The sequence below is a fragment of the Streptomyces hypolithicus genome, assembly GCF_052934925.1.
In genome coordinates, this window is the sequence record NZ_CM128811.1 from 1,707,435 (window position 1) to 1,732,630 (window position 25,196).

A 25,196-nucleotide genomic window follows, 5' to 3' on the forward strand; every position below is an offset into this window, starting at 1 on the left:
GGCGCCCGCCCTACGCCGGGCTGCGTTCCAGACCGGCGGCGTACCCCGGCGCCCTCTGTCCGGCACCTGAGCGCAGGATCCACGGCCCGAGCATTGCGACCAGGCTGTCTTCGCCCGCGTCCCCGCCGCTGCCCGCACCGTCGGCCGACTCGCGCCCGTCGGACATCCCCCGTAGATACGCCCCCTCCGGGAGGCGCTGCTGGATCGCGGCCAGGGCATGGCCGAAGTCCCGCTCGGCGCGCCGCGACTCGTACGCCGCGCCGTCGAAGTGCAGGGTCAGTGCCAGGTGTTCACGGTCGATGGTCCCATCGGGCAGCGGCCGGCCGAGAGCGAGCAGGCAGCTGAGGGTGGCCTGGCGCACCCGGCCGTCGGCGTCGTCCACCGGCACAGGGATGTCCCACTCGAGTACGCAGTCGCACAGCGCTCCGTCCGAGAGGGTGTACCGGGCCCCGTCCGACGGCATCCCGGCGACCGGTGCGAGGGCGTTGAAGTGGTCACCCTCGAAGTCGAATTCCCTGATACGGGTGCGCAGCCGCCGCCCGTTCACCGTGAAGGTGACGGCGACCGAACCTTCACGGTCGCGGTACCAGCCGGCCCATGGCTCTTCCATCATGGCCCGGACTGTAGCCCGTGCGCATCCCGTCCTCGAACGGCCCCTCGATCAGGCCTCCTTGCCGTCAGATCTTCTTGGTGTAGGTGAGGACGACCGCACCGTTGTCGTACGTCCGGGTCGAGTCGAGCGCGAAGTTGAAGACGCCGAACTCGGCGGAGAACACTGGCACTCCCGAGCCGATGACGACCGGATAGACCTTGAGGACCAGTTCGTCGATCTCCTCCAGCAACTGCGCTGCCAGGTTCCCTCCGCCCGCGAGGTAGATCCCGAGGCCGTCCTGCTGCTTGAGTTCGCGGACCTTCGCGGCGACATCACCGGAGATGATCTCGACGTCCGGGTCGAGCGAGGGGCTGATGCTGCGGGAGACGACGTACTGGCGCAGGTGCTTGTACGGGCTGGTGACGCCGATCTCCAGGGCCGGGTCATAGGTGGCCCGGCCCTGGACAACCGTGTCGAAGTGCTTGTTCTCCACGCTGTCGACGCCCAGGTGCCGGCGCACGTGGGTCGGCAGGCAGTCCGGGTACTCGCCGATGAGGAAGTCCTTCAGGTACGACTCGCCCATCGGGTAGAAGTCGATGGCGCCGTCGGGTGCCGCGATGAAGCCGTCGATGGATATCCCGACGTAGTACGTGAGCTTGCGCAAACTGATCCTTTGATCGACAGACGGGAGGGAAGAGACGCGGGCACGGCAGGGATCGCAGCCCCGCACCTCAACCACTACGTCCATAGTGCTCCACCCATAGTGGTAGCGCAAGCCCCTTTCCGCCTGAGCTACTGGACCACCGGCTCGCGCCACATGGGCCACATGTGAGGACCGTCGGGCAGGTCCACCGTCCGGCCGGTAAAGGCGAATCCGAGCCGCTCGTACAGCTTGCCGCTGCGCGCGCTGCTCGCCTCCAGGTACGCGGGTACGCCGTCCCGGTCGCAGCGTTCGAGAACCGGCGCGATCAGGGCGGCGCCGAGTCCCTCCCCCTGACGGTCCGGGGAGACCGCGATCAGCATCAGATACTCGTGCGCCCGGTCGTGCGGGTGGACTTCGCCCGTCATCCGGCTGATCTGCTCGGCGCGTTCATTGTCCCGGCCGGCTGCCTCCCTCAGCCGGACCGGAGTGTCGTCGTCCGGCGGGGGCGGCCCCGCCGGCACCTGCAGCCACAGGGCGGTGGCCGACCCGTCCTCGGTGACATCGACCCGCCCCTCACTGAGGGCCATGTCGAGGAAGACGCCGAGAAACGTGCCGTGCATGCGGCCCCGGTGCGCACGGTCGGGGAATACCCAACTGCTCACGGGATCGTCTATGAAAGCAGCGTCCAGCAGCCGCACCAGCGCCTCGCGGTCGCTCTTCCCCGCCTGGCGTATCTCCATGCCCATGGTCCGGCCTCTCTCCCAGGATCATCTGAACTCAACGCTGCGATCCTAGAGTTGATACCGACGAACGCCCGGCGGCCCCTTCGATCTCCCCTCGCTCCCCTCGGGTGACCCCCTCGCGTGCCCCCTCGGGCGCGCGGCTTCCGCCCCCTCCTCCCCCCTGGTCAGGGGTGCTTCAGCGTGTTCTGCGGGTGACGAATTCAGCCAGCGCGAGCAGGTCCCCCGCCGCCGCAGGGTCGGGCACCACGCGCGCGAGGTGGTCCACCGCCCTGGCCATCCGGTCCGCCGCCTGCCCCTGCGCCCAGTCCCGGCCTCCCGCCCGGTCGACGGCATCGGCCGCACGCAGCACGGCTGCCCCGTCCAGCGGCCCGCCGTAGAGCGCGGCGAGTTCGGCGGCGGCTCGGGTGCCCGAAGTCAGCGCCGCCACCACCGGCAGCGACTTCTTGTGCGCGGCGAGGTCCGCGCCCGCCGGTTTGCCCGTGTGGTAAGGGTCGCCCCAGATCCCGATGAGGTCGTCGATGAGCTGGAACGCCAGGCCGGCCTCCCGCCCGAAGGCGTCCATGGCAGCCACCTCCTCGTCGCCCGCACCCGCGTAGAGCGCCCCCAGCGCACAGGCACAGCCCAGCAGAGCCCCGGTCTTGGCCTCGGCCATGGCCAGGCACTCGTCCAGCGACACCTCGTCGGGCCCGCGGCTCTCGAACGCACAGTCCGCCTGCTGCCCCGCACACAGCTCGACCACACAGGCCGCCAGCCGCGCCGCCGCCCGGGCCGCAGCCGGATGCGGATCTTCGGCGAGCAGCCGCAGCGACAGGGCGCACATCGCGTCCCCCGCCACGATCGCGTCGGGGACACCGAAGACCGCCCAGGCCGTGGGGCGGCCCCGTCGGGTTGGGTCCTCGTCGATGACGTCGTCGTGGAGCAGCGTGAAGTTGTGCGCGAGCTCCACGGCCGCCGCCGCCCGCACCACCGCGTACGGCTCCGCGCCGAGCGCCTGGGCCGCGGCGAGGACCAGGGCAGGTCTGATCGCCTTGCCCGACCGACCCGCGGCGGCGGTGCCGTCGGCCTGTTCCCAGCCGAAGTGATACATCGCGATCCTGCGCAGAAATCCGGGCAGACTCTCTACCGCCGAGCGCAGTTGCGGATCGACGGCAGTGCGGGTGCGTTCGAGGAGGGTCGCCGCCTCGTGCCCCTCGGGCGCGGCGGCCTCCGTTCTGGTCATGGTCACGGTCGCTTCCTCCAGCGGTGCTTGCACGGCGCCCCCGGGGACGGGGGCACGAACCGCCCGGGCCGCCCCGTCCCGGAGGCAGCGCCCCCGGGACGGGCGCCCTGCGGGCGAGTGCCGGGACGGGCTCCCGGGATCAGCGCCACCTGCCGATCTCGACGTTCTCCAGCACACCCAGCGCGTCCGGCACCAGCACCGCCGCCGAGTAGTACGCCGTGACGAGGTACGAGATGATCGCCTGCTCGTCGATGCCCATGAAACGCACCGACAGGCTCGGCTCGATCTCGTCCGGGATGCCGCTCTGCTGGAGCCCGACGACGCCCTGCTCGGCCTCGCCCGTACGCATGCAGATGATCGAGGTGGTACGGGCGTCGCTCACCGGGATCTTGTTGCACGGGAAGATCGGGACGCCGCGCCAGGACGGCACCCGGCTGCCGCCGATCTCGACGCTCTCCGGGTACAGACCGCGCTTGTTGCACTCGCGTCCGAAGGCGGCGATGGCCCGCGGATGGGCGAGGAAGAGCTTCGAGCCCCGCCGGCGCGACAGCAGCTCGTCCATGTCGTCCGGGCCTGGCACCCCGTCGTGCGGCTGGAAACGCTGGGCGTAGTCGCAGTTGTTGAGCAGGCCGAACTCGCGGTGGTTGATGAGTTCGTGCTCCTGGCGCTCACGCAGCGCCTCGACCGTGAGCCGCAACTGCTGCTCGGTCTGGTTCATCGGCTGGTTGTAGAGGTCGGCCACCCGGCTGTGGACCTTCAGCACGGTTTGCGCGACGCTCAGTTCGTACTCGCGGGGCGCCGCGTCGTAGTCGACGTAGGTGTGCGGGACGACGGCCTCACCCATGTGGCCCGCGGACAGGTCGATGGGGGCCTCGCCGAACCTGTTGGTGCGCTGGCGGGGCAGCGACCGTAGCCGGGCGAGATGCTCACTCAGGGGCTCCGCCCGGTCTGCCAGGGTGAGCACGTCCTGGCGGGACAGCATCAGCACGGTGCACGCGGTGGCGGCACGGGCCGTGTAGCCCCACGTTCCGTCCTCCTCGACGAGCGCCTGGTCGCCGAAGTACGACCCGTCGGCGAGGACGCCGAGCACCGATTCGTTGCCGTAAGGCCCCTCCCCGAGCTTCTCCACCCGGCCGTGCGCGAGCAGGTAGACCGTGTCGGCGGTGTCTCCGGCGGCTGCCAGCACTTCACCCGCCGCGAACTCCCGTTGCGCGCACCGCTGCGCCAGCTCGCCGAGCACCGCCTCGTCGCCGAAGGTGCGCAGCGCGGGCAGCTCGCACAGCTCGGCGGGGATGACCTGGACCCGGTCCCCGGTCTGCACGAACGTCACGCGCCCGTCACCCACCGAGTAGCTGAGCCTGCGGTTCACCCGGTAGGTGCCGCCCTGGACTTGGACCCACGGCAGCATGCGCAACAGCCACCGCGAGGTGATTTCCTGCATCTGCGGGGCGGACTTGGTGGTGGTTGCCAAGTTCCGCGCGGCAGCCGTACCGAGACTCTGCTGCGGTTGTGCCTGCTCTTCGCGGATCTCGGAACCTGCCTCGACCGACATCTGACTCCCTCTCAATCATGAGCTGACCTGCACCAAACAGCTTTCCAGCACGGGGAGTCGTTGCGCCATTACACAAATGAGTGTGACTGGATCACCGGCGCGCGGGGCATGCCGCACGAATTCGCGGGTGTGAACCGGTCGTTCTGGCCGTCGTGTGCGGGTAGAAGCTACTCAAGTGGTACGAGACGATCCGTATCCCACGTAAGGAGGAGGCCATGGCCTCACCCATGTCCGCGGGCAGGTTCCTCGAGATGCTGAGAGACGAGGGCATCAACGTCATCCAGGTCGGCGACTGGCGTACGCACAACCGCAATCACAAGGGCCCCTGGGGACCCGTGCACGGAGTGATGATCCACCACACCGTCACCAAGGGCACCGCCAACACCGTCCGTATCTGCCGTGACGGCTACGCGGGCCTGCCGGGACCCCTCTGCCACGGCGTGATCGCCAAGAACGGTTCCGTCCACCTGGTCGGCTACGGACGCGCCAATCACGCCGGTCTGGGCGACGACGACGTGCTGCGGGCCGTCATCGCCGAACGGGCGCTGCCGCGGGACAACGAGTCCAACACGGACGGAAACCGGCACTTCTACGGCTTCGAGTGCGAGAACCTCGGCGACGGCAAGGACCCCTGGCCCGACGCGCAGCTCGAAGCGATCGAGCGGGCGTCGGCGGCGATCTGCCGCCACCACGGGTGGAACTCCCGGTCCGTCATCGGCCACCTCGAATGGCAGCCCGGCAAGATCGACCCGCGCGGATTCTCGATGAACACCATGCGGGGGCGCATCCAGGGCCGCCTCAGCTGACCCGCGTGGTCACAATGGGGGCATGATCCGGCCCCCCGTAGCGCTCGACCTCGCCCATCTGCGGCCGCGGCTGCCGTCGCCGCTGTCGCCGGCCGAGGACGAGCGCTTCGCCCGCCGAGGCGTGCGGCTGCTGCTCAAGCGGGACGATCGAATCCACCCGGATCTGCCCGGGAACAAGTGGCGCAAGCTGGCCCCGAATCTGGCCCGGGCGCACGGCCGTACGGTGCTCACGTTCGGCGGCGCGTACTCCAATCACCTGCGCGCCACAGCCGCGGCGGGCCGGCTGCTGGGCTTCCCCACCATTGGCGTCGTACGGGGCGACGAGCTGGCCGGGCGTCCCCTGAATCCCTCCCTGGCCCGCTGTGCGGCGGACGGCATGCGGCTGCACTTCGTGGACCGGGCGACGTACCGCGCGAAGGGCGACCCGCAGGTGCTGGCCGGGATCCTGGATGCGGTGGATCCGGCCCGCCCCGCCGCCCATGACACGCCCGCCGGGTGTCCGGGGCGCGGGGCGGCGGGGAGCGTCTACGTCGTCCCCGAAGGCGGCAGCAACGCGCTCGCCGCGCACGGCTGCGTCGAGCTCGGGCGCGAGCTGCGCGGAGCGGCCGACGTCGTCGGCGTCGCCTGCGGGACCGGTGGGACGCTCGCCGGGCTCGCGGCGGGCCTCGCACCGGGGCAGCGAGCCATCGGCTTCCCGGTACTCAGGGGCGGCTTCCTGGGCGACGAGATACGCGCGCTCCAGTGGGAGGCATTCGGCGGCCCGGCCGGCGACTGGTTTCTGGACGAACGTTTCCACTGCGGCGGCTACGCCCGCACGACCCCGCAGCTCGAAGCGTTCGCGGCGGACTTCGAGGACCGGCACCAGCTGCCGGTGGAGCGGCTCTACGTCGCCAAGATGCTGTACGGGCTGACCACCCTCGCCGCCGAGGGTGCCTTCCCGCCCGGCAGCACCGTCGCCGCCGTCATCACCGGTCAGCCGGAATCCGCGCGGTAGGCCGCCGCCTCCTCCAGGTCCAGCCTGCGCATCAGGGTGCGCAGCATCTCGTCGTCGATACGCCGCTGGTCGCGCAGTTCCACGAAGACCGTCCGCTCAGCGGCGATCACCTCCCCCGCCAGCCGCCGGTAGGTGTCGTCCGCCGATTCCCCGGTGTCCTCGTTGACGGCGCCGAGCCGTTCCCACACGGCGTTCCTGCGCCTCTCCAGAACGTTGCGGAGCCGGTCGGCCAGCGGCTGGGGCAGTGCGTTGCCCGGATCGGCCAAGAGCGCTTCGAGGCGTTCTTCGGCAGCCGCCGAAGCCTCGCTCTGGGCCTGCGCCTCGGCGAGCGTCTCGGCGTACACATCACGCTTCGGCAGCTTCAGGAGACGGATCAGCGGTGCGAGCGTGAGCCCCTGCACGACCAGGGTGGCGATCACCGTCGTGAACGTGAGGAAGAGCACCAGGTTGCGTGCGGGGAACGCCTCGTCGTCTCCGACGGTCAGCGGGATGGAGAACGCGATGGCCAGCGAGACCACGCCCCGCATGCCGGCCCACCCGACGACCAGGGGCGAGGCCCAGCCGACGGCCGGTTCCCGGGTGCGGATGCGCTGCGACAGGATCCGCGGCAGGTACGTCGCGGGGAACACCCACACGAACCGCGCCACCACGACGGCCGCGAACACCGCGACCGCGTACCAGAGCGCCTGCCCGATCCCGTAGGGACCGAGTCCGCGCAGTACGTAGGGCAGTTGAAGTCCGATAAGCGCGAAGACGGCGGACCCGAGAACGAACGCGACCATCTGCCAGACGGCGTGCTCCTGGATCCTGGTGGCGAAATCGACCTGCCAGGAGCGATGCCCCAGATAGAGCGCCACGACCACCACGGCGAGCACCCCCGAAGCGTGCACGTGCTCGGCGGCGGCGTACGCGACGAAAGGGATCAGCAGCGACAGCGTGTTCTGCAGCAGTGGCTCCCTGAGGTGCGTACGCAGCCAGTGCAGCGGCACCATCAGCAGCAGCCCCACGCCGACCCCACCGATCGCCGCCACCGCGAACTCGCCGATCCCGCCCATCCAGCTGGCGCCCTCGCCCGCGGCGGCCGCGAGGGCGACCTTGAAGGCGGTGATGGCCGTGGCGTCGTTCACCAGGGACTCGCCCTGGAGGATCGCCGTGATGCGTGGCGGCAGCCCCAGCCTGCGTGCGATGGAGGTCGCGGCCACGGCGTCCGGCGGCGCGATCACCGCTCCCAGGACCAGCGCCGACGTCAGCCCGAGCCCCGGGACGACGAGATACGCGAAGTAGCCCACGACCACCGTCGCGAACAGCACGTAGCCGACGGACAGGAGCGCGACCGGCCTGACGTTCGCCCGCAGGTCCAGGTACGAGCTGTCCACCGCCGCCGTGTAGAGCAACGGCGGCAGCAGCAGCGGCAGCACGATGTCCGGGTCCAGGGTGTAGTCGGGGGCAGCCGGGATGTACGTCGCCGCGAGCCCGGCGGCGACCAGCAGCAGCGGTGGGGGCACCGGGGTTCTCCGGGCGATTCCCGCGACGGCCGCGCTCCCCGCGACCAGGACCAGCAGTGGCAATGCGTCCATCGGTTGGTGCCGCCCCACATCCGCTCGTACGTCGTAACCTGGCCAGCATGAACGAGTGCCCGCACCTGGCCGAGCTGCCGCGCCCCCAGCCGGCCCCGCAGAGCGACACCTGCCGGGAGTGCCTGACGGCCGGGAGTCATCCCGTACAGCTGCGGCTGTGCCTGGTCTGCGGCCACGTGGGGTGCTGCGACTCCTCGCCGCACCAGCACGCCTCCCAGCACTTCAAGGAGACGGGCCATCCGGTGCTGCGCAGCTTCGAGCCCGGGGACCACTGGCGCTGGTGCTTCGTGGACGGTTCGATCGTCTGACGCCTGGGTACGTCAACCCGGCGCCGGTTCTTTGCAATTGGGCGCCGCAGACCCCTAGCCACTGTGCGTACTCATATGCTTACCATGAGTGACGGCGCGGACGGGGGCCCCGGCGACACGGCAGAATGGATCGCGATAGCGTCACCGGCGAAGTACGTACCGCGTGGCCTCGGGGGGCAAACCCTCCCTGGCCCCCGAAAGAGCTTGTGCCACCTTGGAGGTGAGGGTGTCCCAGATCGCAGGTGAGCCCGGGACCCAGGACTTCGTGGAAGTCCGACTGCCCGCTGCAGGTGCCTATCTGTCCGTGCTGCGTACGGCCACGGCCGGACTCGCGGCGCGCTTGGACTTCACCCTCGACGAGATCGAGGATCTGCGCATCGCAGTCGACGAAGCCTGCGCGATCCTGCTTCAGCAGGCCGTGCCCGGCTCCGTCCTCAGCTGTGTCTTCCGGCTCGTGGACGACGCACTCGACGTCACGGTCTCGGCCCCCACCACCGACGGGCGGGCGCCGGAGCGTGACACCTTCGCCTGGACGGTGCTGTCGGCGCTTGCCGGCAAGGTGGACTCGACGGTCGCCGAGGACCGTACGGTCACCATCAGCCTGTACAAACAGCGCGGCGCGGGACCCGGGCCGGCGTGAGGAACGGGGACGGGCCGGTGCGCAAGGAGAAGCTCAGCACGCAGGCGCCGAAGGGGCGCGCGGTTCCGGCCGAGCCGGCGCCCGCACCTTCCGGCATCCCAGACCAGCACGCCCGGCCGCACCCCGTCGACGCCGAAGGGGCGGCGGCCGGCCGGGTCGGCCCCCCGGCCGGGGGGCCGACCGGGAATTCGGTGGACGGCCCGGGGGGCACGGTGGCGGCGGAGCAGGCAGAGCGGGCAGAGCGGGCGGGCCATATGAGCGAGCACGGACAGCACTCCCGGGAACACGGACGTCACGATCCGCACGACCGCAGCGGTGCGCGCGCTCTCTTCGTCGAGCTGCGCGAACTGCCGGACGGATCGGGCGAGAAGGCTGAGCTGCGCAACCGGCTGGTGCGCATGCACCTACCCCTGGTGGAGCACCTCGCCCGGCGCTTCCGCAACCGCGGCGAGCCGCTGGACGACCTCACCCAGGTCGCCACGATCGGCCTGATCAAGTCGGTGGACCGGTTCGATCCGGAGCGCGGTGTCGAGTTCTCGACATACGCCACCCCGACCGTGGTCGGCGAGATCAAGCGGCACTTCCGCGACAAGGGCTGGGCGGTCCGGGTTCCCAGGCGTCTGCAGGAGCTGCGCCTGTCGCTGACGACGGCCACGGCCGAGCTCTCCCAGCAGCACGGCCGGTCGCCGACCGTGCACGAGCTGGCCGAACGGCTCGGCATCTCGGAGGAAGAGATCCTGGAGGGCCTGGAGTCCGCCAACGCGTACAGCACGCTGTCGCTGGACGTGCCGGACACCGACGACGACTCCCCGGCCGTCGCGGACACCCTGGGCTCCGAGGACGAGGCACTGGAGGGCGTCGAGTACCGGGAGTCGCTGAAGCCACTCCTGGAAGGCCTGCCGCCGCGCGAGAAGCGGATCCTGCTGTTGCGCTTCTTCGGCAACATGACGCAGTCGCAGATCGCGCAGGAGGTCGGCATCTCCCAGATGCACGTCTCCCGGCTGCTGGCCCGCACCCTCGCCCAGCTCCGCGAACGGCTCCTGGTCGAGGAGTAGGCGCGGAGTGGCCGAGGGCTGGGAGTACGACGTATGCGGACCCTGCGGCGTCAGGGGGACTGAGCGCCGCGGGCGCCGCGGATGCCCAGGGCCCGCGTCGTCTCCGGATTGACCAGCAGGACCAGTGCGGCCACCGCCACCACCGCGAGCGCGATGCCGGCCGGGATCAGCAGCGAACCCTGCGAGCGCAGCAGCGTCCAGGCCACCGGCAGCGCCATGATCTGCGTGATGATGGCGGGTCCGCGGCTCCAGGCGCGGCGCCCGAGGAGCCCGCGCGAGGCGGCCAGCGGCAGGACTGCCAGGGCGATCAGCGTCAGGCCGCCCATCTCCGCCTGTTCCGGCTTGTCGGGGCTGCCGAGCAGGCCCATCACGAGCATGTACACGCCTCCGACGACGAGGGCAAGCCCCTCCAGCGCGGCAAGCGCCGCGGCTGCGGTCAGCCGGGCGGGGCGGGGGCCGGCTGCGGCTTCGGGAGTCTGCTCAGTGCTCACCCTTGCAGCGTAACGGGCGACCGATGCGGGCCGGGTACAGCCCTGGTACCCCTGGCGGCGCTCCGCCGCCCTGGGGGACACCCCCTTCACTCCCGGCCGGTAACCTGCTGCGCATGCGCGCACTTCTCGTGGTCAATCCGGCAGCTACCACCACCAGTGCACGCACCCGCGATGTCCTGATTCATGCCCTTGCCAGCGAAATGAAGCTGGAAGTCGTGACCACCGAGTACCGCGGGCACGCCCGTGACCTCGGCCGCCGGGCCGCCGACAGCGAGGACATCGAGCTGGTCGTGGCGCTGGGCGGCGACGGCACCGTGAACGAGGTCGTCAACGGACTGCTGCACAACGGCCCCGACCCGGAGAGCCTGCCGCGCCTCGCCGTGGTCCCGGGCGGCTCCACGAACGTCTTCGCCCGCGCCCTCGGCCTGCCCAACGACGCCGTGGAAGCGACCGGCGCCATCCTGGACGCGCTGAGCACGCGCAGTGAGCGGACCGTGGGGCTCGGACTGGCAGCGGGTACCCCCGGCACGGCGGACGAATCGGTTCCGTCCCGCTGGTTCACGTTCTGCGCCGGCTTCGGCTTCGACGCCGGAGTGATCGGCCGGGTCGAACAGCAAAGAGAGCGCGGAAAGCGCTCGACGCACGCCCTCTACGTGCGCCAGGTGGTACGGCAGTTCCTGACTGAACCGCACCGCCGGCACGGAATAATCACGCTGGAACGGCCCGACCGGGCCCCCGTGGAAGATCTCGTGCTGTCCATAGTCTGCAACACGTCCCCCTGGACCTACCTGGGGAATCGGCCGATGTACGCGTCCCCCGACGCCTCTTTCGACACGGCCCTCGACGTGCTCGGACTGAGCAGGTTGTCCACCGCCGCCGTGGCCCGTTACGCGACCCAGTTGCTGACGTCCACGCCGGAGCGCGGGCCGCACGGCAAGCACGCGGTGACGCTGCACGACCTGACCGACTTCACCTTGCATTCGAAGGCGCCCCTGCCCTTTCAGATGGACGGTGACCACCTGGGGCTGCGTACGAGCGTGACGTTCACAGGCGTTCGCCGTGCACTGCGTGTGATTGTGTGAGTGGAAGGGCCGAAAGTCCTTTAACTCGAACGTACGGACTGGGGTACACCCCATGGAAGTACGGCTGTGACCTACCCGACACCGAGGAATCAAAAAAAACTTTCCGGAAGGGGTTGTATCCGCAGCCCAGGTTTGGGAATCTCTACATGGCGATCGGGACGGCCCGCAAAACCGGCCTCCACTGAAAGTCAGAACCCCTCCACATACACAGGACCCACACCAGGCAACTGGCAGTCGGCCCTTCACTTGCGGGGGGATTCGTGAAAGCGTTCACATTCACAAGCAACCCGCACGTAATACCAAGGAGAGGTAGCAGCCATGGACTGGCGTCACAACGCCGTTTGTCGTGAGGAAGACCCGGAGCTGTTCTTCCCCATCGGCAACACCGGTCCTGCGCTGCTGCAGATCGAGGAAGCCAAGGCCGTCTGCCGCCGCTGCCCCGTCATGGAGCAGTGCCTGCAGTGGGCGCTCGAGTCCGGCCAGGACTCCGGCGTCTGGGGTGGCCTCAGCGAGGACGAGCGCCGCGCGATGAAGCGCCGCGCCGCCCGCAACCGGGCGCGCAACGCGACCGCCTGAACCACCCCGCACACAGCCTGAGCTTGGCGGCGCGTACAGAGAGTACGCACCACCCGCCCCCGAGCCGCAGCGCGCAGTACCCCCGATGCGCACAGCAACGTGAGCTTTGAGCCCCGGACCGTACCCACGGTCCGGGGCTCGCTGCTTTGCTCAGCTTCCGTCAGGCGCACGTCACAGGGGCGGTTCACGGGCGCAAGTCACAGGGGGCGGGGCACAGAGGCGGGGCATAGGCGAGGCCCCTGCTCTACTTGGCGGCCCGTACCGGCACGTCGAGCACCACGCGGGTGCCGCCGTCGGGTCCCGGCACCATGTCGAACGTTCCCCCCAACTCGCCTTCCACCAGAGTCCGTACGATCTGGAGTCCCAGATTCCCGGCCCGCTTGGGGTCGAACCCGGCGGGCAGCCCGCACCCGTCGTCCTGGACGGTGATGAGCAGCCGGCTGTCCCTGCGCTCGCCCCCGCGCACCGCTCCCACCTCGACCGATCCACGCTCCCCCGGTGCGAAGGCGTGCTCCAGCGCGTTCTGCAGCACCTCGGTGAGAACCATCGCGAGCGGGGTGGCGACCTCGGCGTCGAGGATGCCGAAGCGCCCCGTACGACGGCAGTCGACCCCGCCCGGCGAGATTTCCGCGACCATCGCGATGACCCGGTCGGCGATCTCGTCGAACTCGACCCGTTCGTCGAGGTTCTGCGACAGCGTCTCGTGGACGATCGCGATGGAGCCGACCCGGCGCACCGCCTCGTTCAGCGCCTCGCGGCCCTGCTCCGAGTCCATCCGGCGGGACTGGAGGCGCAGCAGCGCCGCCACGGTCTGGAGGTTGTTCTTCACCCGGTGGTGGATCTCCCGGATGGTGGCGTCCTTGGTGATCAACTCGCGCTCGCGGCGGCGCAGTTCCGTGACGTCGCGGCACAGGACGAGCGAGCCGATCCGGGTTCCCTTGGGCTTGAGCGGGATCGCGCGCAGCTGGATCACCCCGCTGTTGCCCTCGACTTCGGTCTCGCGCGGGGCGTAGCCGCTGGCCAGTTTGACCAGGGCTTCGTCCACCGGACCGCGGGAGGGGGCGAGTTCGGCGGTGGCCTGGCCGAGGTGGTGACCGACGAGGTCGGACGCGAGGCCGAGGCGATGGTAGGCGGAGAGTGCGTTCGGCGACGCGTACTGGACGATGCCGTCCGCGTCGAGCCGGATCAGCCCGTCGCCGGCCCGCGGCGAAGCATCCATGTCGACTTGTTGACCGGGGAAGGGGAAGGACCCGGCTGCGATCATCTGGGCCAGGTCGGAGGCGCTCTGGAGGTACGTCAGCTCCAGGCGGCTGGGGGTGCGTACCGTCAGCAGGTTCGTGTTGCGGGCGATGACGCCGAGTACGCGCCCTTCGCGGCGGACCGGAATGGACTCCACCCGGACCGGAACCTCCTCGCGCCACTCCGGGTCGCCCTCGCGCACGATCCGGCCCTCGTCGAGGGCGGCGTCGAGGAGGGGGCGGCGGCCGCGCGGGACGAGGTGGCCGACCATGTCGTCCTGATACGAGGTCGGGCCGGTGTTGGGCCGCATCTGCGCGACCGAGACGTATCGCGTCCCGTCCAGGGTGGGGACCCACAGGACGAGGTCGGCGAAGGAGAGGTCGGAGAGCAGCTGCCACTCCGAGACCAGCAGGTGAAGCCACTCGAGGTCGGTGTCACTCAGAGCGGTGTGCTGGCGGACTAGATCGTTCATGGAGGGCACGTGTGCGAGCGTACCCGCCGGTCGGGGCCACGGGACCCCATGGCCGCGGCGCCTGGGCGGGACCCTCAGCCCGCCCGGCACCGCAGCCCGGAGCTGCTGCGGCCGGCGGGTGTGCGGTCCCGCGCGGCCGACGGGAGGCCCGGCGCAGTCAGGGCAGAGTGCGCCGGCGCCTCGTTCCACCCTCCTGTGCGGGGAGGGCGGAGGCTTTACCTGTTCATTGTGGACTAGACCATTCTGCCGTGTCCATGGATGCGCCGTACAAAGTTGCCCTACCCGGAAAGTCTCCCGGAGTTTCCCGAAGTGACGTTCCACGAGTCTCGGACGACCATGAGAATCAGGGCGCGCCTCTGCTAGATTGGTCTATACCACATCGCGGCTCCCCCTCCAGATCGGCAGGCTCAGCGTGGAAGTTGTCATCGTTCCGGACGCCACAGCAGGCGGCGAGCTCATCGCGGCGGGTATCGGAGATCTGCTGAGCCGCAAGCCCGGCGCGCTGCTGGGCGTGGCCACCGGTTCGTCCCCGCTTCCCATCTACGAGGCGCTCACGGCCAGGGTCAGGGCAGGCGTCGTCGACGCGTCACGGGCCCTGATCTGTCAGCTCGACGAGTACGTGGGCCTGCCCGCAGGGCACCCCGAGTCGTACCGCTCCGTCGTCCTGCGTGAGGTCGTCGAGCCGCTCGGTCTGACCGAGGCGTCCTTCATGGGCCCGGACGGCTCCGCCGAGGACATCCAGGGCGCCTGCGAGGCGTACGACCGGGCACTCGGCGAGGCCGGCGGCGTGGACCTCCAGCTGCTCGGCATCGGCACCGACGGGCACATCGGTTTCAACGAGCCGTGCTCCTCGCTCGCCTCCCGCACCCGGATCAAGACGCTCACCGAGCAGACCCGCGTCGACAACGCGCGGTTCTTCGACAACGACATCGACCAGGTACCCCACCACGTCATCACCCAGGGCATCGGCACCATCCTGGAGGCCCGCCACCTGGTGCTGCTGGCCACCGGCGAGGGCAAGGCCGAGGCCGTGGCGCACACCGTCGAGGGGCCGGTCGCCGCGCTGGTGCCCGCTTCCGCGTTGCAGCTGCACCCGCACGTGACCGTCGTCGTCGACGAGGCGGCCGCGTCCAAGCTGAAGCTGGGCGACTACTTCCGCGCCACATACGCGGCCAAGCCGACCTGGCAGGGCCTGTAGAGGCTGCCTGTCACACGGCCAAGGGCCGAGGACCCCCGGCCGGGGGTCCTCGGCCCTTATCTCGGCCCTTCCCGGTACGTCAGACGCCTGCGACGACCTCGGCTGCCGCCCGGCCGCACACCCGCGCGGCGCCGTGCGTGGCGATGTACAGGCCTGCGCGCAGCTGCGCCTGGGGCACGCCCATCTCCACCACGACCGTGTCCGGCCGGGCGGCGATCAGCTTCTCCACGGCGAGGGCCATCCACGGATGGCGATGGGCATCGCGCACCACCGCGACGATCCGGCGCTCCTGCGCGGCGTCGAGCACCCGCTCGGGCGCGCAGTCCTGGCTGCTGTACGTGCCCGTCCCGGTGCCGGGCAGCAGGCGCTCCAGCTCGGCGGCCACCCCCCAGGGCGTCTCGTCACCGACAGCGATGTTCGCGACGGGGGTGAAGGCGGCGACGTACGGGGCCGAGGTGACGGGCGCGAAGTCGGGCCCGCGGGTGACGCGCAGCGCCCGGCGGGCGGCCACCAGGCCGATACCGGAGCCGGGCGCGGTCCCCTCCTGTGCAGCCGCGCCCGGCCCCGAAGCCCCCCGGGGCCCCCGCGTCTGCTGCGTCCAGCCCGCCAGCGCGCGCACCCGCGCGGCCGCGTCGGCCAGCCGCTCCTGCGGCAGTACGCCGTCCCGCACGGCCGCGACGAGCGCGTCGCGCAGCCGCAGCACGGTCTCGTCGTCCGCCAGCCCGCCGCCGACACAGATCGCGTCGGCGCCGGCGGCGATCGCCAGGACACTGCCGCGCTCGATGCCGTACGTCGCGGAGATGGCCTGCATCTCCATGCCGTCGGTGATGATCAGCCCGTCGTAGCCGAGTTCTTCGCGCAGCAGACCGGTGAGGATCCGCGGGCTCAGCGTGGCCGGACGGGCCGGGTCGAGCGCAGGCAGCAGGATATGCGCGCTCATGACAGATTTGGAGCCCGCCGCGATCGCCGCCTTGAAAGGCACCAGTTCACGGGCGTGCAGTGTGTCCAAGCCCACGTCGATGCGGGGCATCGCGTGGTGCGAGTCGACGGCCGTGTCGCCGTGACCCGGGAAATGCTTGGTGCATGCGGCCACCCCGGAGGCCTGGAGACCTTCGACGTACGCCGCGGTGTGCCGGGCCACGAGCTGCGGGTCGGCGCCGAAGGAACGTACACCGATCACCGGATTGCCCGGATCGGAGTTGACGTCGGCGGACGGCGCCCAGTTGAGGTTGACGCCGCATTCGGCCAGCCTGCGGCCGAGTTCGCGGGCGACATCCCTGGTCAGGTCGGTGTCGTCGACGGCGCCGAGCGCGAGGTTGCCGGGGAAGGAGGAGCCGCCCCGGACCTCCAGACGGGTCACGTCACCGCCCTCCTCGTCGATCGCCACGAGCACGTCGTCCCGCTCGGCGCGCAATTGGGCGGTCAGCGCGGCCAGTTGCGCCGGTGAGGCGATGTTGCGGCCGAAGAGACCGACGGAGGTGAGGCCTTCGCCGACCCGGCGGAGCAGCCAGTCGGGGGCGGTGGTGCCGGTGAAACCGGGCTGGAGGACGGCGAGCGCGTCGCGTGTCAGCGTGTCGTTGTGCAGAGCGAAAGTGGTCATGGAGGCGCGTTATCCCTTCACTGCACCGGCGGTCATGCCGCCGACGGCCCGTCGCTGGAGGAAGAGGAAGACGATGAGAACGGGGAGGGCGAACAGGGAGGACGCGGCCATGGTCGCGCCCCAGTCGCTGCCGAACGCCGTCTGGAATTCGGTGAGCCAGAGCGTCAGCGTCTGCGCTTCCTTGTCCTTGTTGAGGATCAGGACCATGGCGAATTCATTCCAAGCCGTGATGAATCCGAACAGCGAGGTGGACATCAGTCCCGGCGCGAGCAGCGGGAAGATCACCTTGATGAATGCCTGGCCTCGGTTGCACCCGTCGATCAGGGCCGCTTCCTCCAGTTCCACCGGGACGGCGGCGATGAAGCCGCGCAGGGTCCAGATGGTGAAGGGCAGGACCATGACGAAGTAGATCGCGGTGAGCAGCGGGATGCTGTTGAGCATGGCGCCGTCGCGGGCGATCAGATACATCACGATGACCATGACTTCCCAGGGAGCCATCTGCGCCATCATCACGGCCAGCACCAGGCCCTTGCGACCCCGGAACCTCATGCGGGCGATCGCGAAGCTGGCGGCCAGGGCCACGACGAGGGCGAGCAGCACCGCGCCGATGGTGACCGTGAAGCTGTTGACGACATACGTCCAGAACAGGTCGACGCCCGTCGCTTTGGTGTAGTTGTCCAGGGTCGGCGTGAAGAGGAAGACGGGGTCCTTGGAGAGGATTTCGCTCTGCGGCTTCAGCGAGGACGAGAACATCCAGTAGACGGGGAAGAGGAAGACGGCCGCCAGCGCGAGCGCCAGGACGTTCTTGCCGATGACGGCCGGCCGCAGCGGCCGCTTGGTGTGGCTCGAACCAAAGGACATGTTGCTCACTGCTCCTCCTCCTGCTTCAGGATCAGACGGAAGTAGAAGGACATGATGGCGACGAGCATCACGATGGTCAGTACCGAGATCGCCGCGGCGACGCCGTAGTGGAACTGGCCCTGGCCCTCGATGTAGGCGAAGACCGGGAGGGTCTCGGAACTGCGGTCGGGGCCGCCGGCGTTCATCGCGTACACCTGCGTGAAGGCCTTGAAGACCCAGATGATCTCGAGGAACGTGGTGATCAGGAAGAACGGCTTCAAGCTGGGGAAGACGACGGCCCAGAAGGTCTGCCAGCCGCTCGCGCCGTCCATCCGCGCTGCCTCATAGAGTTCGTTGCCGATGGTCGTCAGGCCCGCGTACATGTTGAGCGCGACGAACGGGATCGATCCCCAGACGACCAGAACGGTGACGATGGTGAGGGTCGCCATGCCGGTCTCGAACCAGTTGTGCTGCTCGTAACCGGAGAAGCCGATGACTCGCATGATCCAGTTGGCGATGCCGAACTGCTCGTCGAAGAGCCACTGAAAGACCGTGACGGCGGCAACGATCGGCATGGCCCAGGCGGTGACGAGGGCGACCGACAGCACCAGGCGCATCTTCTTGCCGAGGCGATTGAGCAGGATGCCGATCAGCGAGCCGATGCCCATGATCAGCACCACGTTGGCTGTGGTGAACAGAAGGCTTCGCAGGACGACGGTCCAGAACTCGGAGTCCGTCAGCAGGCCGGTGTAGTTGTCGAAGCCTGCCCACACGGTTTCCCGGGTGATCAGTTCCCTGCGGCCGAGCTCCTGGAAGGAGAGGACCAGGTTGCGGACGAGCGGGTAGAGCAACAGCACCGCGCCGCAGATGACGGCCGGTGCCACCAGCAGGTACGGGATCAGCCCGGCGGGCAGTGATCGCCTGCCACGAGGAGGCTGCGGGGCTTTCCTGGATCCGGAGGCGGGCGGCGGAGTCTGGGACTTCCCGGCCGCGTCTTGGGGGGCGTCCTCCAGTACGGAGGCCGCCACTCCCTGGGAGTGCACGGTCATGGGCTTCTTCCTCGCGGTTCGGGCACCCGCACCGGGCGGGCCTGCGGCCCACCCGGGACCGCCGTAACGGCATGACCTGGCGGCGCGGCCGGCGACGGGATGGCCGCCGGCCGCACGACCGGGTGCGACTACTGCTGGTTGACGCGCTCGGTGATGACCTTGTCGGCCGCTTCGCCGGCCTTCTTCGGGTCCTCACCCTTCAGGACCTTCGTCATGTAGTCCTTGATCGGGTTCGGCTCGGTCTCGACGTTCGCCCAGCCCGGCGTGACCGGGGTGACCTTGCCGACGGAGGCGGACTGCGCCATGGCCTCGGCGAAGGAACCGGCTTCGGGCTTGAACTGCGCGGCGTCGTTGTTCGGAAGCAGCGCGCCGGCCGTGGCCTCGGCGTACTTCGTCATCTGGTCCTTGCCTGCGGCGAGCGCCAGCCACTCCTTGGCGAGGTCCTTGTTCTGGGAGCGCTCGGTGACGGCGAGGTTGGAGCCACCGAGGAAGACGCTGCCCGGCTTGTCGGCAGTCTTGCCCGGGATCGGGAAGTAGCCGAAGTCGGCCTTGTCCCCTGCCTTCTCGATGGCGGCGATCGCACCGCCGGCCTCCCAGCCGAGGCCGATCCAGGACGCGACGCCGCCCTTGGGAACGATGTCGGTGGACTGCTGCGGCGTCGCCTCGTCCTTGTCCTTGGGGGCAGTGGAGAACGACTGCAGCTTCTTGTAGAAGTTCATCGCCGACGCGGCCTGCGGGGTCGACAGAGTGCCCTTCCACTTGTCGCCGTCCGCCGCCGCCAGGTCGCCGCCCTCGTCCCAGACGAGTCCTGCGTAGACGTACCAGCTCTGCCCCGGGAGGTAGAGCGGCTGGATCTTGCTGTCCGACTTCTTGATCTTCTCAAGCCCGGCGACCCACTCGTCGCGTGTCGTCGGCGGCTTGACACCGGCCTTCTTGAAGATCTTCTTGTCGTAGATGACCGCACGGTTCGCGGCGTACCACGGAGCGGCGTAGAGCTTGCCGTCGAGCTCGGCGGAAGGGATCATCCCCTTGTTCCAGCCGTCGTAGCCCAAGTCGGCCTTGTCATCGGAGAGGTCAGCGAGCCCGCCGGTCACGGCGTAGCCGGCGGTCTGTGTGTTACCGAGTTCCACGACGTCCGGCGGGGTGTCCTCGGAGAGCGCGGTGGTGAGCTTCTCCTGGATGCCGTTCCACTGCTGCTTCTCGACCTTGACCTTGACGCCCGGGTGCTTGGCCTTGAACTCCTTGTTGACGCCGGCCATCCACTCGTCGGGAGCCGAGCCGTCCATCACCCACACCGTGACCGACTTCGCTCCGCCGGAGGCGTTGCTCTTGCCTCCGCCGTCGTCCGAACCGCACGCGGCAATGCTGACCATCATGCCCGCGACGCCTATCGCCGCGATGAGCTTGCGCTTCACGCCATCACTCCTCAGGGATGCCTGCAACCCCCTGCCCACCGCCAAGACTTACGCCGATGTACTGCCCGGGGCCGGGTTCTGGTCTTTAATGGTTTAGACCAGTACCGGGAGCTTGGCCTAGACCTTTAGGGGTGTCAAGGGTGTATAAGAAGGGCTCTCGCGTCCGTTATCGGACCGACACCTGAGTAAGGGCGACGACCCGCGACAAGGCCGTGCCACCATGTGAGCCGCGACAGTCGGAGGAGCCGGTGACGGCAACAGCACAGAAGTCGGGAAGGCGGGCCATGGCCACGGACGGGGGCGGCACGGAAGCCGAGGGCGGAGCGGCGGCGACCCGTACCGCGCGCGTGCCCAAGTACTACCGGCTCAAGCGGCATTTGCTGGAGATGACCGAAACCCTGCCGCCGGGCACCCCCGTACCGCCGGAGCGGACGCTGGCCGCCGAGTTCGACACCTCGCGTACGACTGTGCGCCAGGCCCTCCAGGAGCTCGTCGTCGAGGGTCGGCTGGAGCGCATCCAGGGCAAGGGCACCTTCGTGGCCAAGCCGAAGGTCTCCCAGGCGCTGCAACTCACCTCGTACACCGAGGACATGCGGGCACAGGGCCTGGAGCCCACCTCGCAGCTCCTCGACATCGGTTACGTCACGGCCGACGACACCCTCGCCGGGCTGCTCGACATCACGACCGGCGGACGGGTTCTGCGGATCGAGCGGCTGCGGCTCGCGAGCGGCGAGCCGATGGCGATCGAGACCACGCACCTGTCGGCGAAGCGCTTCCCTGCGCTGCGTCGCTCGCTGGTCAAGTACACCTCCCTCTACACGGCGCTGGCCGAGGTGTACGACGTACGCCTGGCCGAGGCCGAGGAGACCATCGAGACGTCGCTCGCCACCCCGCGCGAGGCGGGGCTGCTGGGCACGGACGTGGGTCTGCCGATGCTGATGCTCTCCCGCCACTCGATCGACAGGAACGGCGAGCCGGTGGAGTGGGTGCGGTCGGTGTACCGCGGCGACCGCTACAAGTTCGTGGCGAACTTGAAGCGGCCGACGGACTGAGGCGGCGGCGAGCCACGGGCGGCCGGGGGTCCGGGGGTTGCCCCCGGGACAGCACAGCGTGGCGAACTTGAAGCGGCCGACGGACTGAGGCGGCGGCGAGCCACGGGCGGCCGGGGGTCCGGGGGTTGCCCCCGGGACAGCACAGCGTGGCGAACTTGAAGCGGCCGACGGACTGAGGCGGCCGACGGACTAGTCGGCGGTCCGAGTCGGCGCGGCGATTTGGGTGCTCGGCTAACTAATCGTCAGCGGGATGGTACGGCCCTGACCTGCGGTGGTCGTGCCGTGTCCGTACCGATATGCGGACAGGGGGTTACGGACGGCGGTCACAGCACCTAGATTTCGCGCACGTTACGAGAAAGATCGCGCGAGGGGACGGATCGTCATGCCGGAATCGCCAGCACCAGCGCAGGAACAGGGACGACGGGGAGCGTTGTCCCCGAAGTCCATCGCAATCTGGGGCTCGGTAGCCCTCGTCAGCGCCATCGGATGGTCCGTACTCGCCCTGTCGCGCGGGGAAGAGATCTCCGCCGCCTGGATGCTGGCGGCAGCCCTCGGTTCGTACGCCATCGCGTACCGCTTCTACTCGCGGTTCATCGCGCACCGCGTCCTGAAGGTCGACAAGAACCGCGCCACACCCGCCGAGCGGCTCGACAACGGTGTCGACTTCCACCCGACCGACCGCCGCGTCCTGTTCGGGCACCACTTCGCCGCCGTCGCGGGCGCCGGACCCCTGGTCGGACCCGTACTCGCGGCGCAGATGGGCTACTTGCCCGGCACCATATGGATCATCGTCGGCGTCATCTTCGCCGGCGCCGTCCAGGACATGGTCACGCTGTTCTTCTCCACGCGCCGCAACGGCCGTTCGCTCGGCCAGATGGCGCGGGACGAGATCGGCCCGTTCGGCGGTGCGGCGGCCCTCGTCGCCGTGTTCGCCATCATGATCATCCTGCTCGCGGTGCTCGCCCTGGTCATCGTGAACGCGCTCGCGCACTCGCCGTGGGGCGTCTTCTCCATCGGCATGACGATCCCGATCGCCCTCTTCATGGGCGTCTACCTGCGCGTACTGCGTCCCGGCAGGGTCAGCGAGGTGTCGGCCATCGGCGTCGCGCTGCTGCTGCTCGCCATCGTCTCAGGCGGCTGGGTCGCGGAGTCGTCGTGGGCCGACACGTTCACGCTGGAGCCGGGCACGCTCGTCATCTGGATGATCGTGTACGGCTTCCTCGCCTCCGTACTGCCCGTGTGGCTGCTGCTGGCGCCGCGTGACTACCTCTCGACCTTCATGAAGGTCGGCACGATCGCACTGCTCGCCGTCGGTGTATTCATCGCCCTGCCGACGATGAAGATGCCCGCGGTCACCGACTTCGCGACCAGCGGCGCCGGACCGGTCTTCGCCGGCTCGATGTTCCCGTTCGTCTTCATTACCATCGCCTGCGGCGCGCTCTCCGGCTTCCACGCCCTGGTCTCCTCGGGAACCACCCCGAAGATGGTCCAGAAGGAGACGCAGATCCGGATGATCGGTTATGGCGCCATGCTGACCGAGTCGTTCGTCGCGATCATGGCGATGATCACCGCCTGCATCATCGACCCCGGCCTGTACTTCGCGATCAACTCGCCCGCCGGTGTGATCGGCGACAACGTCCAGGCCGCGTCGGAGGCCGTCACCAACCTCGGCTTCTCCATCTCCCCCGAGGCACTGACCCAGGCGGCCAAGGACGTCGAGGAGCAGAGCCTGCTGTCGCGCACCGGTGGCGCGCCGACGTTCGCGCTCGGCATGGCGGAGATCTTCTCCGCGGTGATCGGCGGCGCCGGCCTGAAGGCGTTCTGGTACCACTTCGCGATCATGTTCGAGGCGCTGTTCATCCTCACCACGGTGGACGCCGGCACCCGCGTCGGGCGCTTCATGCTTCAGGACATGCTGGGCAACGTCTACAAGCCGTTCCGCCAGGTCAGCTGGAAGCCGGGCGTCTGGTTCGCCAGCGCGGTCGTCGTCGGCGGCTGGGGCTACTTCCTGTGGGTCGGCGTGCACGACCCGCTCGGCGGCATCAACCAGCTCTTCCCGCTGTTCGGCATCGCCAACCAGCTGCTGGCGGCCGTCGCGCTCGCCGTCTGCACCACGCTGCTCGTCAAGTCCGGCCGCCTGAAGTGGGCCTGGGTCACCGCGATCCCGCTCGCCTGGGACGCGGCGGTCACGCTCACCGCGAGCTGGCAGAAGATCTTCTCGGACGACGTGAGGGTCGGCTTCTTCGCCCAGCGCGACAAGTACCAGACGGGCATCGACGCGGGCCAGGTCCTGCCGCCCGCCAAGTCCATGGACGACATGCGGACCGTCGTCACCAACTCCACGGTCGACGGCGTGCTGTGCGCGCTCTTCGCGATCCTGATCGTGGTGGTGCTCGTCGACGCGGCCCGCGTGTGCGTCAAGGCGGTCCGCGACCCGCAGAGCGTGGAGCTCCACGAGTCCGAGTACGTCGAGTCCAAGATCGTCGCACCCGCGTCGATCATCGCCACCAAGGAGGAGAAGGCCGAGCTGGTCGCAGCCGGCGTCGGCTCCGAGGGCGGCGTCCGCAAGGAAGGCGCCCAGGTCGGAGCGGGGAAGCCGGAATGACCGGGCCGGATGTACGCCGGGCGGTCGGCCGGATCCGCTGGTACGTCCGCGAGCTGACCGGCGAGGCGGCGTACGACCGCTACGTGGCGCACGCGAGGTCGCACGACCCCGGTGCTTCGGTGATGACCCGCCGCGACTTCGAACGCAGCCGCACAGACGCCCGAGAGGCAGACCCCCGCGAGGGCTTCCGCTGCTGCTGAGAGCCGCACGCACGGGCCGCCGCGTCCCCTTCGGGGTGCGGCGGCCCGTCGCCGTCAGCGCACCCACTCCTTCAGTGCTTCGGTTTCCAGCGTGATTTCCACCGGGCCCGGCAGCGCCAGGGGCTTCCCGAAGGGGACGGTGCGCGCGTTCTCGTACCGGACGCCGTCGGGCTCGCTGTAGACGGTCGCCTCGCAGGTATCACGGTCGATCAGCAGGTAGACCGGAATGCCGGTCTCGGCGTAGGCACGCGGCTTTGCCATCCGGTCGCGCTGGTCGGTGTCGGTGTCGTAAGACGTGACCTCGACAACCATCAGCACGGAATCTGGATCGGCCCAGTCGCCCTGGCCGACGAAGGCGCCGCTGGGCGCGAGCGAACCGTCAGGCCGGGTGCGGCCCTTCCGGTACGCCTGCACCTTCAACCGTTCCTGGGCGGTGAGCAGGAGTGAGTCCTGTCTCGCCGGCACGCCCCGAACGGTCTTGGGCGCACTGGTCCTCCGCTTTCGCGTCCCGGGTGGCGACGCATATCGTGTATGCGGTCCGTCCCGGGCGGGCGGAATCCCTACGACCTGGCCATGTGGGTGTGACCAGAGGCGACGGGGAGGCCCCGAGCCATCTCTCTGGTGAAACGGGGGCCCCGACTGCTGACGCCACACCCCGCGTCCCAGATCGCACCGAGAACGTCACGCACCCCCCACCGGACACACCCGCAGAACGTCACACCGTCCACCCCATCGTGTTCATGTTCGCTAAAACCATGTGCTCGCCCAGCAGTTGTGAACCCCTGATCGGGATAGAGCCACAGCTCGGGCTGCGACTGCAGACAGATACGCGTCAGCCACTCGATGATCCGCCCGTGGTCCCCGTCCGGCACGACCCTGCTCCTCAGCCTCCCGTCGATGAGCTCCAGCCGCACGCCCTCAGTCGTGCGGGCCAGTATGCGGGTGGCCTCGTCGAACTCTTCGGGGAGCAGGTGGGGCCGGTCGGTGATCGCTGTCATGGGGCGTACCTCCTTTGTGTTCACGACGATAGCGGAGCGCTGTGACAGCGGCAGTCACTCTTCCCGCGCGACACAACATGTGGGGGCTGCATCATCCAACCGCCCCCACATGTATGCTCAACCTCGCTGTCGCCGCAGGGGAATCCGGTGCGAATCCGGAACTGTCCCGCAACGGTGTGATCGGTGCGCTTTTGCGCACCCCGGAGTCCGAGGACCTGCCGACGGCGTATCCGATTCGACCGAATCGGAT

Annotated in this window: 24 protein-coding genes, 1 pseudogene and 1 riboswitch; of the genes and pseudogenes, 11 read left to right on the plus strand and 14 right to left on the minus strand. The window is 69.4% G+C overall.

Annotated features, from left to right (window positions below):
* Nucleotides 1-10: 10 nt before the first annotated feature.
* From ACU6WZ_RS07815 to ACU6WZ_RS07835, 5 genes are all read right to left on the minus strand, one after another.
* Entirely contained in the window at nt 11-613 is a 603-nt protein-coding gene (locus ACU6WZ_RS07815; RefSeq protein ID WP_447032388.1) for a DUF6304 family protein, read from the minus strand.
* Between the two features lie 64 nt (nt 614-677).
* A complete protein-coding gene (locus tag ACU6WZ_RS07820) occupies nt 678-1,256 on the minus strand; it encodes a dihydrofolate reductase family protein (RefSeq protein ID WP_447032389.1) in 579 nt (192 codons plus the stop codon).
* A gap of 128 nt (nt 1,257-1,384) precedes the next feature.
* The gene (locus tag ACU6WZ_RS07825; RefSeq protein ID WP_447032390.1) at nt 1,385-1,981 is read right to left on the minus strand and encodes a GNAT family N-acetyltransferase; all 597 of its coding nucleotides are present in this window, start codon (nt 1,979-1,981) and stop codon (nt 1,385-1,387) included.
* A gap of 172 nt (nt 1,982-2,153) precedes the next feature.
* Nucleotides 2,154-3,197, minus strand: a complete 1,044-nt coding sequence (locus ACU6WZ_RS07830; protein ID WP_447033919.1) for a family 2 encapsulin nanocompartment cargo protein polyprenyl transferase — start codon at nt 3,195-3,197, stop codon at nt 2,154-2,156.
* 139 nt (nt 3,198-3,336) lie between these two features.
* The gene (locus tag ACU6WZ_RS07835; RefSeq protein WP_447032391.1) at nt 3,337-4,749 is read right to left on the minus strand and encodes a family 2B encapsulin nanocompartment shell protein; all 1,413 of its coding nucleotides are present in this window, start codon (nt 4,747-4,749) and stop codon (nt 3,337-3,339) included.
* Between the two features lie 215 nt (nt 4,750-4,964).
* On the opposite strand from ACU6WZ_RS07835, the gene ACU6WZ_RS07840 reads away from it, so the two are divergent.
* Nucleotides 4,965-5,555: an N-acetylmuramoyl-L-alanine amidase gene (locus ACU6WZ_RS07840; protein ID WP_447032392.1), complete on the plus strand. Its 591-nt coding sequence runs from the start codon at nt 4,965-4,967 to the stop codon at nt 5,553-5,555.
* Nucleotides 5,556-5,577: 22 nt separating this feature from the next.
* On the plus strand, nt 5,578-6,549 hold the full coding sequence (locus ACU6WZ_RS07845; protein WP_447032393.1) for a 1-aminocyclopropane-1-carboxylate deaminase/D-cysteine desulfhydrase: 972 nt from the start codon (nt 5,578-5,580) through the stop codon (nt 6,547-6,549).
* Here ACU6WZ_RS07845 and ACU6WZ_RS07850 read toward each other — a convergent pair.
* Nucleotides 6,528-8,126 (minus strand): Na+/H+ antiporter, encoded by a 1,599-nt coding sequence (locus ACU6WZ_RS07850; protein ID WP_447032394.1) that lies wholly within the window; start codon nt 8,124-8,126, stop codon nt 6,528-6,530. The two genes, ACU6WZ_RS07845 and ACU6WZ_RS07850, sit on opposite strands and share 22 nt — an antisense overlap.
* A gap of 47 nt (nt 8,127-8,173) precedes the next feature.
* On the opposite strand from ACU6WZ_RS07850, the gene ACU6WZ_RS07855 reads away from it, so the two are divergent.
* From ACU6WZ_RS07855 to ACU6WZ_RS07865, 3 genes are all read left to right on the plus strand, one after another.
* Complete coding sequence (locus tag ACU6WZ_RS07855; RefSeq protein WP_447032395.1) at nt 8,174-8,434, plus strand: UBP-type zinc finger domain-containing protein; 261 nt, start codon at nt 8,174-8,176, stop codon at nt 8,432-8,434.
* Nucleotides 8,435-8,660: 226 nt separating this feature from the next.
* Nucleotides 8,661-9,074 carry an ATP-binding protein gene (locus ACU6WZ_RS07860; protein WP_447032396.1) on the plus strand — a complete coding sequence of 138 codons (414 nt, stop codon included), beginning with the start codon at nt 8,661-8,663 and terminating at the stop codon, nt 9,072-9,074.
* Entirely contained in the window at nt 9,071-10,129 is a 1,059-nt protein-coding gene (locus tag ACU6WZ_RS07865; protein ID WP_447032397.1) for an RNA polymerase sigma factor SigF, read from the plus strand. The genes ACU6WZ_RS07860 and ACU6WZ_RS07865 overlap by 4 nt, the downstream gene beginning before the upstream one ends.
* A 50-nt stretch (nt 10,130-10,179) precedes the next feature.
* Here ACU6WZ_RS07865 and ACU6WZ_RS07870 read toward each other — a convergent pair whose 3' ends face one another.
* Nucleotides 10,180-10,620: a hypothetical protein gene (locus ACU6WZ_RS07870; RefSeq protein ID WP_447032398.1), complete on the minus strand. Its 441-nt coding sequence runs from the start codon at nt 10,618-10,620 to the stop codon at nt 10,180-10,182.
* Nucleotides 10,621-10,733: 113 nt separating this feature from the next.
* On the opposite strand from ACU6WZ_RS07870, the gene ACU6WZ_RS07875 reads away from it, so the two are divergent.
* Both ACU6WZ_RS07875 and ACU6WZ_RS07880 read left to right on the plus strand, forming a co-directional pair.
* Nucleotides 10,734-11,702, plus strand: a complete 969-nt coding sequence (locus ACU6WZ_RS07875; protein WP_447032399.1) for a diacylglycerol/lipid kinase family protein — start codon at nt 10,734-10,736, stop codon at nt 11,700-11,702.
* A 318-nt stretch (nt 11,703-12,020) separates the two neighbouring features.
* Nucleotides 12,021-12,278, plus strand: a complete 258-nt coding sequence (locus tag ACU6WZ_RS07880) for a WhiB family transcriptional regulator (RefSeq protein ID WP_004937597.1) — start codon at nt 12,021-12,023, stop codon at nt 12,276-12,278.
* Nucleotides 12,279-12,522: 244 nt separating this feature from the next.
* On the opposite strand, the gene ACU6WZ_RS07885 is transcribed toward ACU6WZ_RS07880, so the two are convergent.
* Nucleotides 12,523-13,989: a sensor histidine kinase gene (locus ACU6WZ_RS07885; protein WP_447033920.1), complete on the minus strand. Its 1,467-nt coding sequence runs from the start codon at nt 13,987-13,989 to the stop codon at nt 12,523-12,525.
* Nucleotides 13,990-14,401: 412 nt separating this feature from the next.
* On the opposite strand from ACU6WZ_RS07885, the gene nagB reads away from it, so the two are divergent.
* Entirely contained in the window at nt 14,402-15,187 is a 786-nt protein-coding gene (gene nagB / locus ACU6WZ_RS07890; protein WP_447032400.1) for a glucosamine-6-phosphate deaminase, read from the plus strand.
* Between the two features lie 79 nt (nt 15,188-15,266).
* On the opposite strand, the gene ACU6WZ_RS07895 is transcribed toward nagB, so the two are convergent.
* The 4 genes from ACU6WZ_RS07895 to ACU6WZ_RS07910 all read right to left on the minus strand — a co-directional run bounded on the left by ACU6WZ_RS07895 (nt 15,267) and on the right by ACU6WZ_RS07910 (nt 20,091).
* Nucleotides 15,267-16,787: a glycoside hydrolase family 3 protein gene (locus ACU6WZ_RS07895; RefSeq protein ID WP_447032401.1), complete on the minus strand. Its 1,521-nt coding sequence runs from the start codon at nt 16,785-16,787 to the stop codon at nt 15,267-15,269.
* Between the two features lie 9 nt (nt 16,788-16,796).
* The gene (locus tag ACU6WZ_RS07900) at nt 16,797-17,648 is read right to left on the minus strand and encodes a carbohydrate ABC transporter permease (protein ID WP_447032402.1); all 852 of its coding nucleotides are present in this window, start codon (nt 17,646-17,648) and stop codon (nt 16,797-16,799) included.
* A 5-nt stretch (nt 17,649-17,653) separates the two neighbouring features.
* Complete coding sequence (locus ACU6WZ_RS07905) at nt 17,654-18,676, minus strand: carbohydrate ABC transporter permease (protein WP_447032403.1); 1,023 nt, start codon at nt 18,674-18,676, stop codon at nt 17,654-17,656.
* A 128-nt stretch (nt 18,677-18,804) separates the two neighbouring features.
* A complete protein-coding gene (locus ACU6WZ_RS07910) occupies nt 18,805-20,091 on the minus strand; it encodes an extracellular solute-binding protein (protein WP_447032404.1) in 1,287 nt (428 codons plus the stop codon).
* Between the two features lie 284 nt (nt 20,092-20,375).
* Between ACU6WZ_RS07910 and ACU6WZ_RS07915 the strand changes: the two genes are divergently transcribed.
* From ACU6WZ_RS07915 to ACU6WZ_RS07925, 3 genes are all read left to right on the plus strand, one after another.
* Nucleotides 20,376-21,143, plus strand: coding sequence for a GntR family transcriptional regulator (locus tag ACU6WZ_RS07915; protein ID WP_447032405.1), 768 nt, complete (start codon nt 20,376-20,378; stop codon nt 21,141-21,143).
* Between the two features lie 382 nt (nt 21,144-21,525).
* Nucleotides 21,526-23,748 carry a carbon starvation CstA family protein gene (locus tag ACU6WZ_RS07920; protein ID WP_447032406.1) on the plus strand — a complete coding sequence of 741 codons (2,223 nt, stop codon included), beginning with the start codon at nt 21,526-21,528 and terminating at the stop codon, nt 23,746-23,748.
* On the plus strand, nt 23,745-23,948 hold the full coding sequence (locus ACU6WZ_RS07925) for a YbdD/YjiX family protein (protein WP_447032407.1): 204 nt from the start codon (nt 23,745-23,747) through the stop codon (nt 23,946-23,948). Before ACU6WZ_RS07920 ends, ACU6WZ_RS07925 begins: the two co-directional genes overlap by 4 nt.
* 54 nt (nt 23,949-24,002) lie before the next feature.
* Here ACU6WZ_RS07925 and ACU6WZ_RS07930 read toward each other — a convergent pair.
* Both ACU6WZ_RS07930 and ACU6WZ_RS07935 read right to left on the minus strand, forming a co-directional pair.
* A pseudogene (locus tag ACU6WZ_RS07930) lies at nt 24,003-24,368 on the minus strand (Uma2 family endonuclease); the annotation flags it as partial.
* Between the two features lie 140 nt (nt 24,369-24,508).
* Nucleotides 24,509-24,946, minus strand: coding sequence for a hypothetical protein (locus ACU6WZ_RS07935; RefSeq protein ID WP_447032408.1), 438 nt, complete (start codon nt 24,944-24,946; stop codon nt 24,509-24,511).
* A gap of 113 nt (nt 24,947-25,059) precedes the next feature.
* A riboswitch (cobalamin riboswitch) is annotated at nt 25,060-25,183 on the plus strand.
* Nucleotides 25,184-25,196 lie beyond the last annotated feature (13 nt).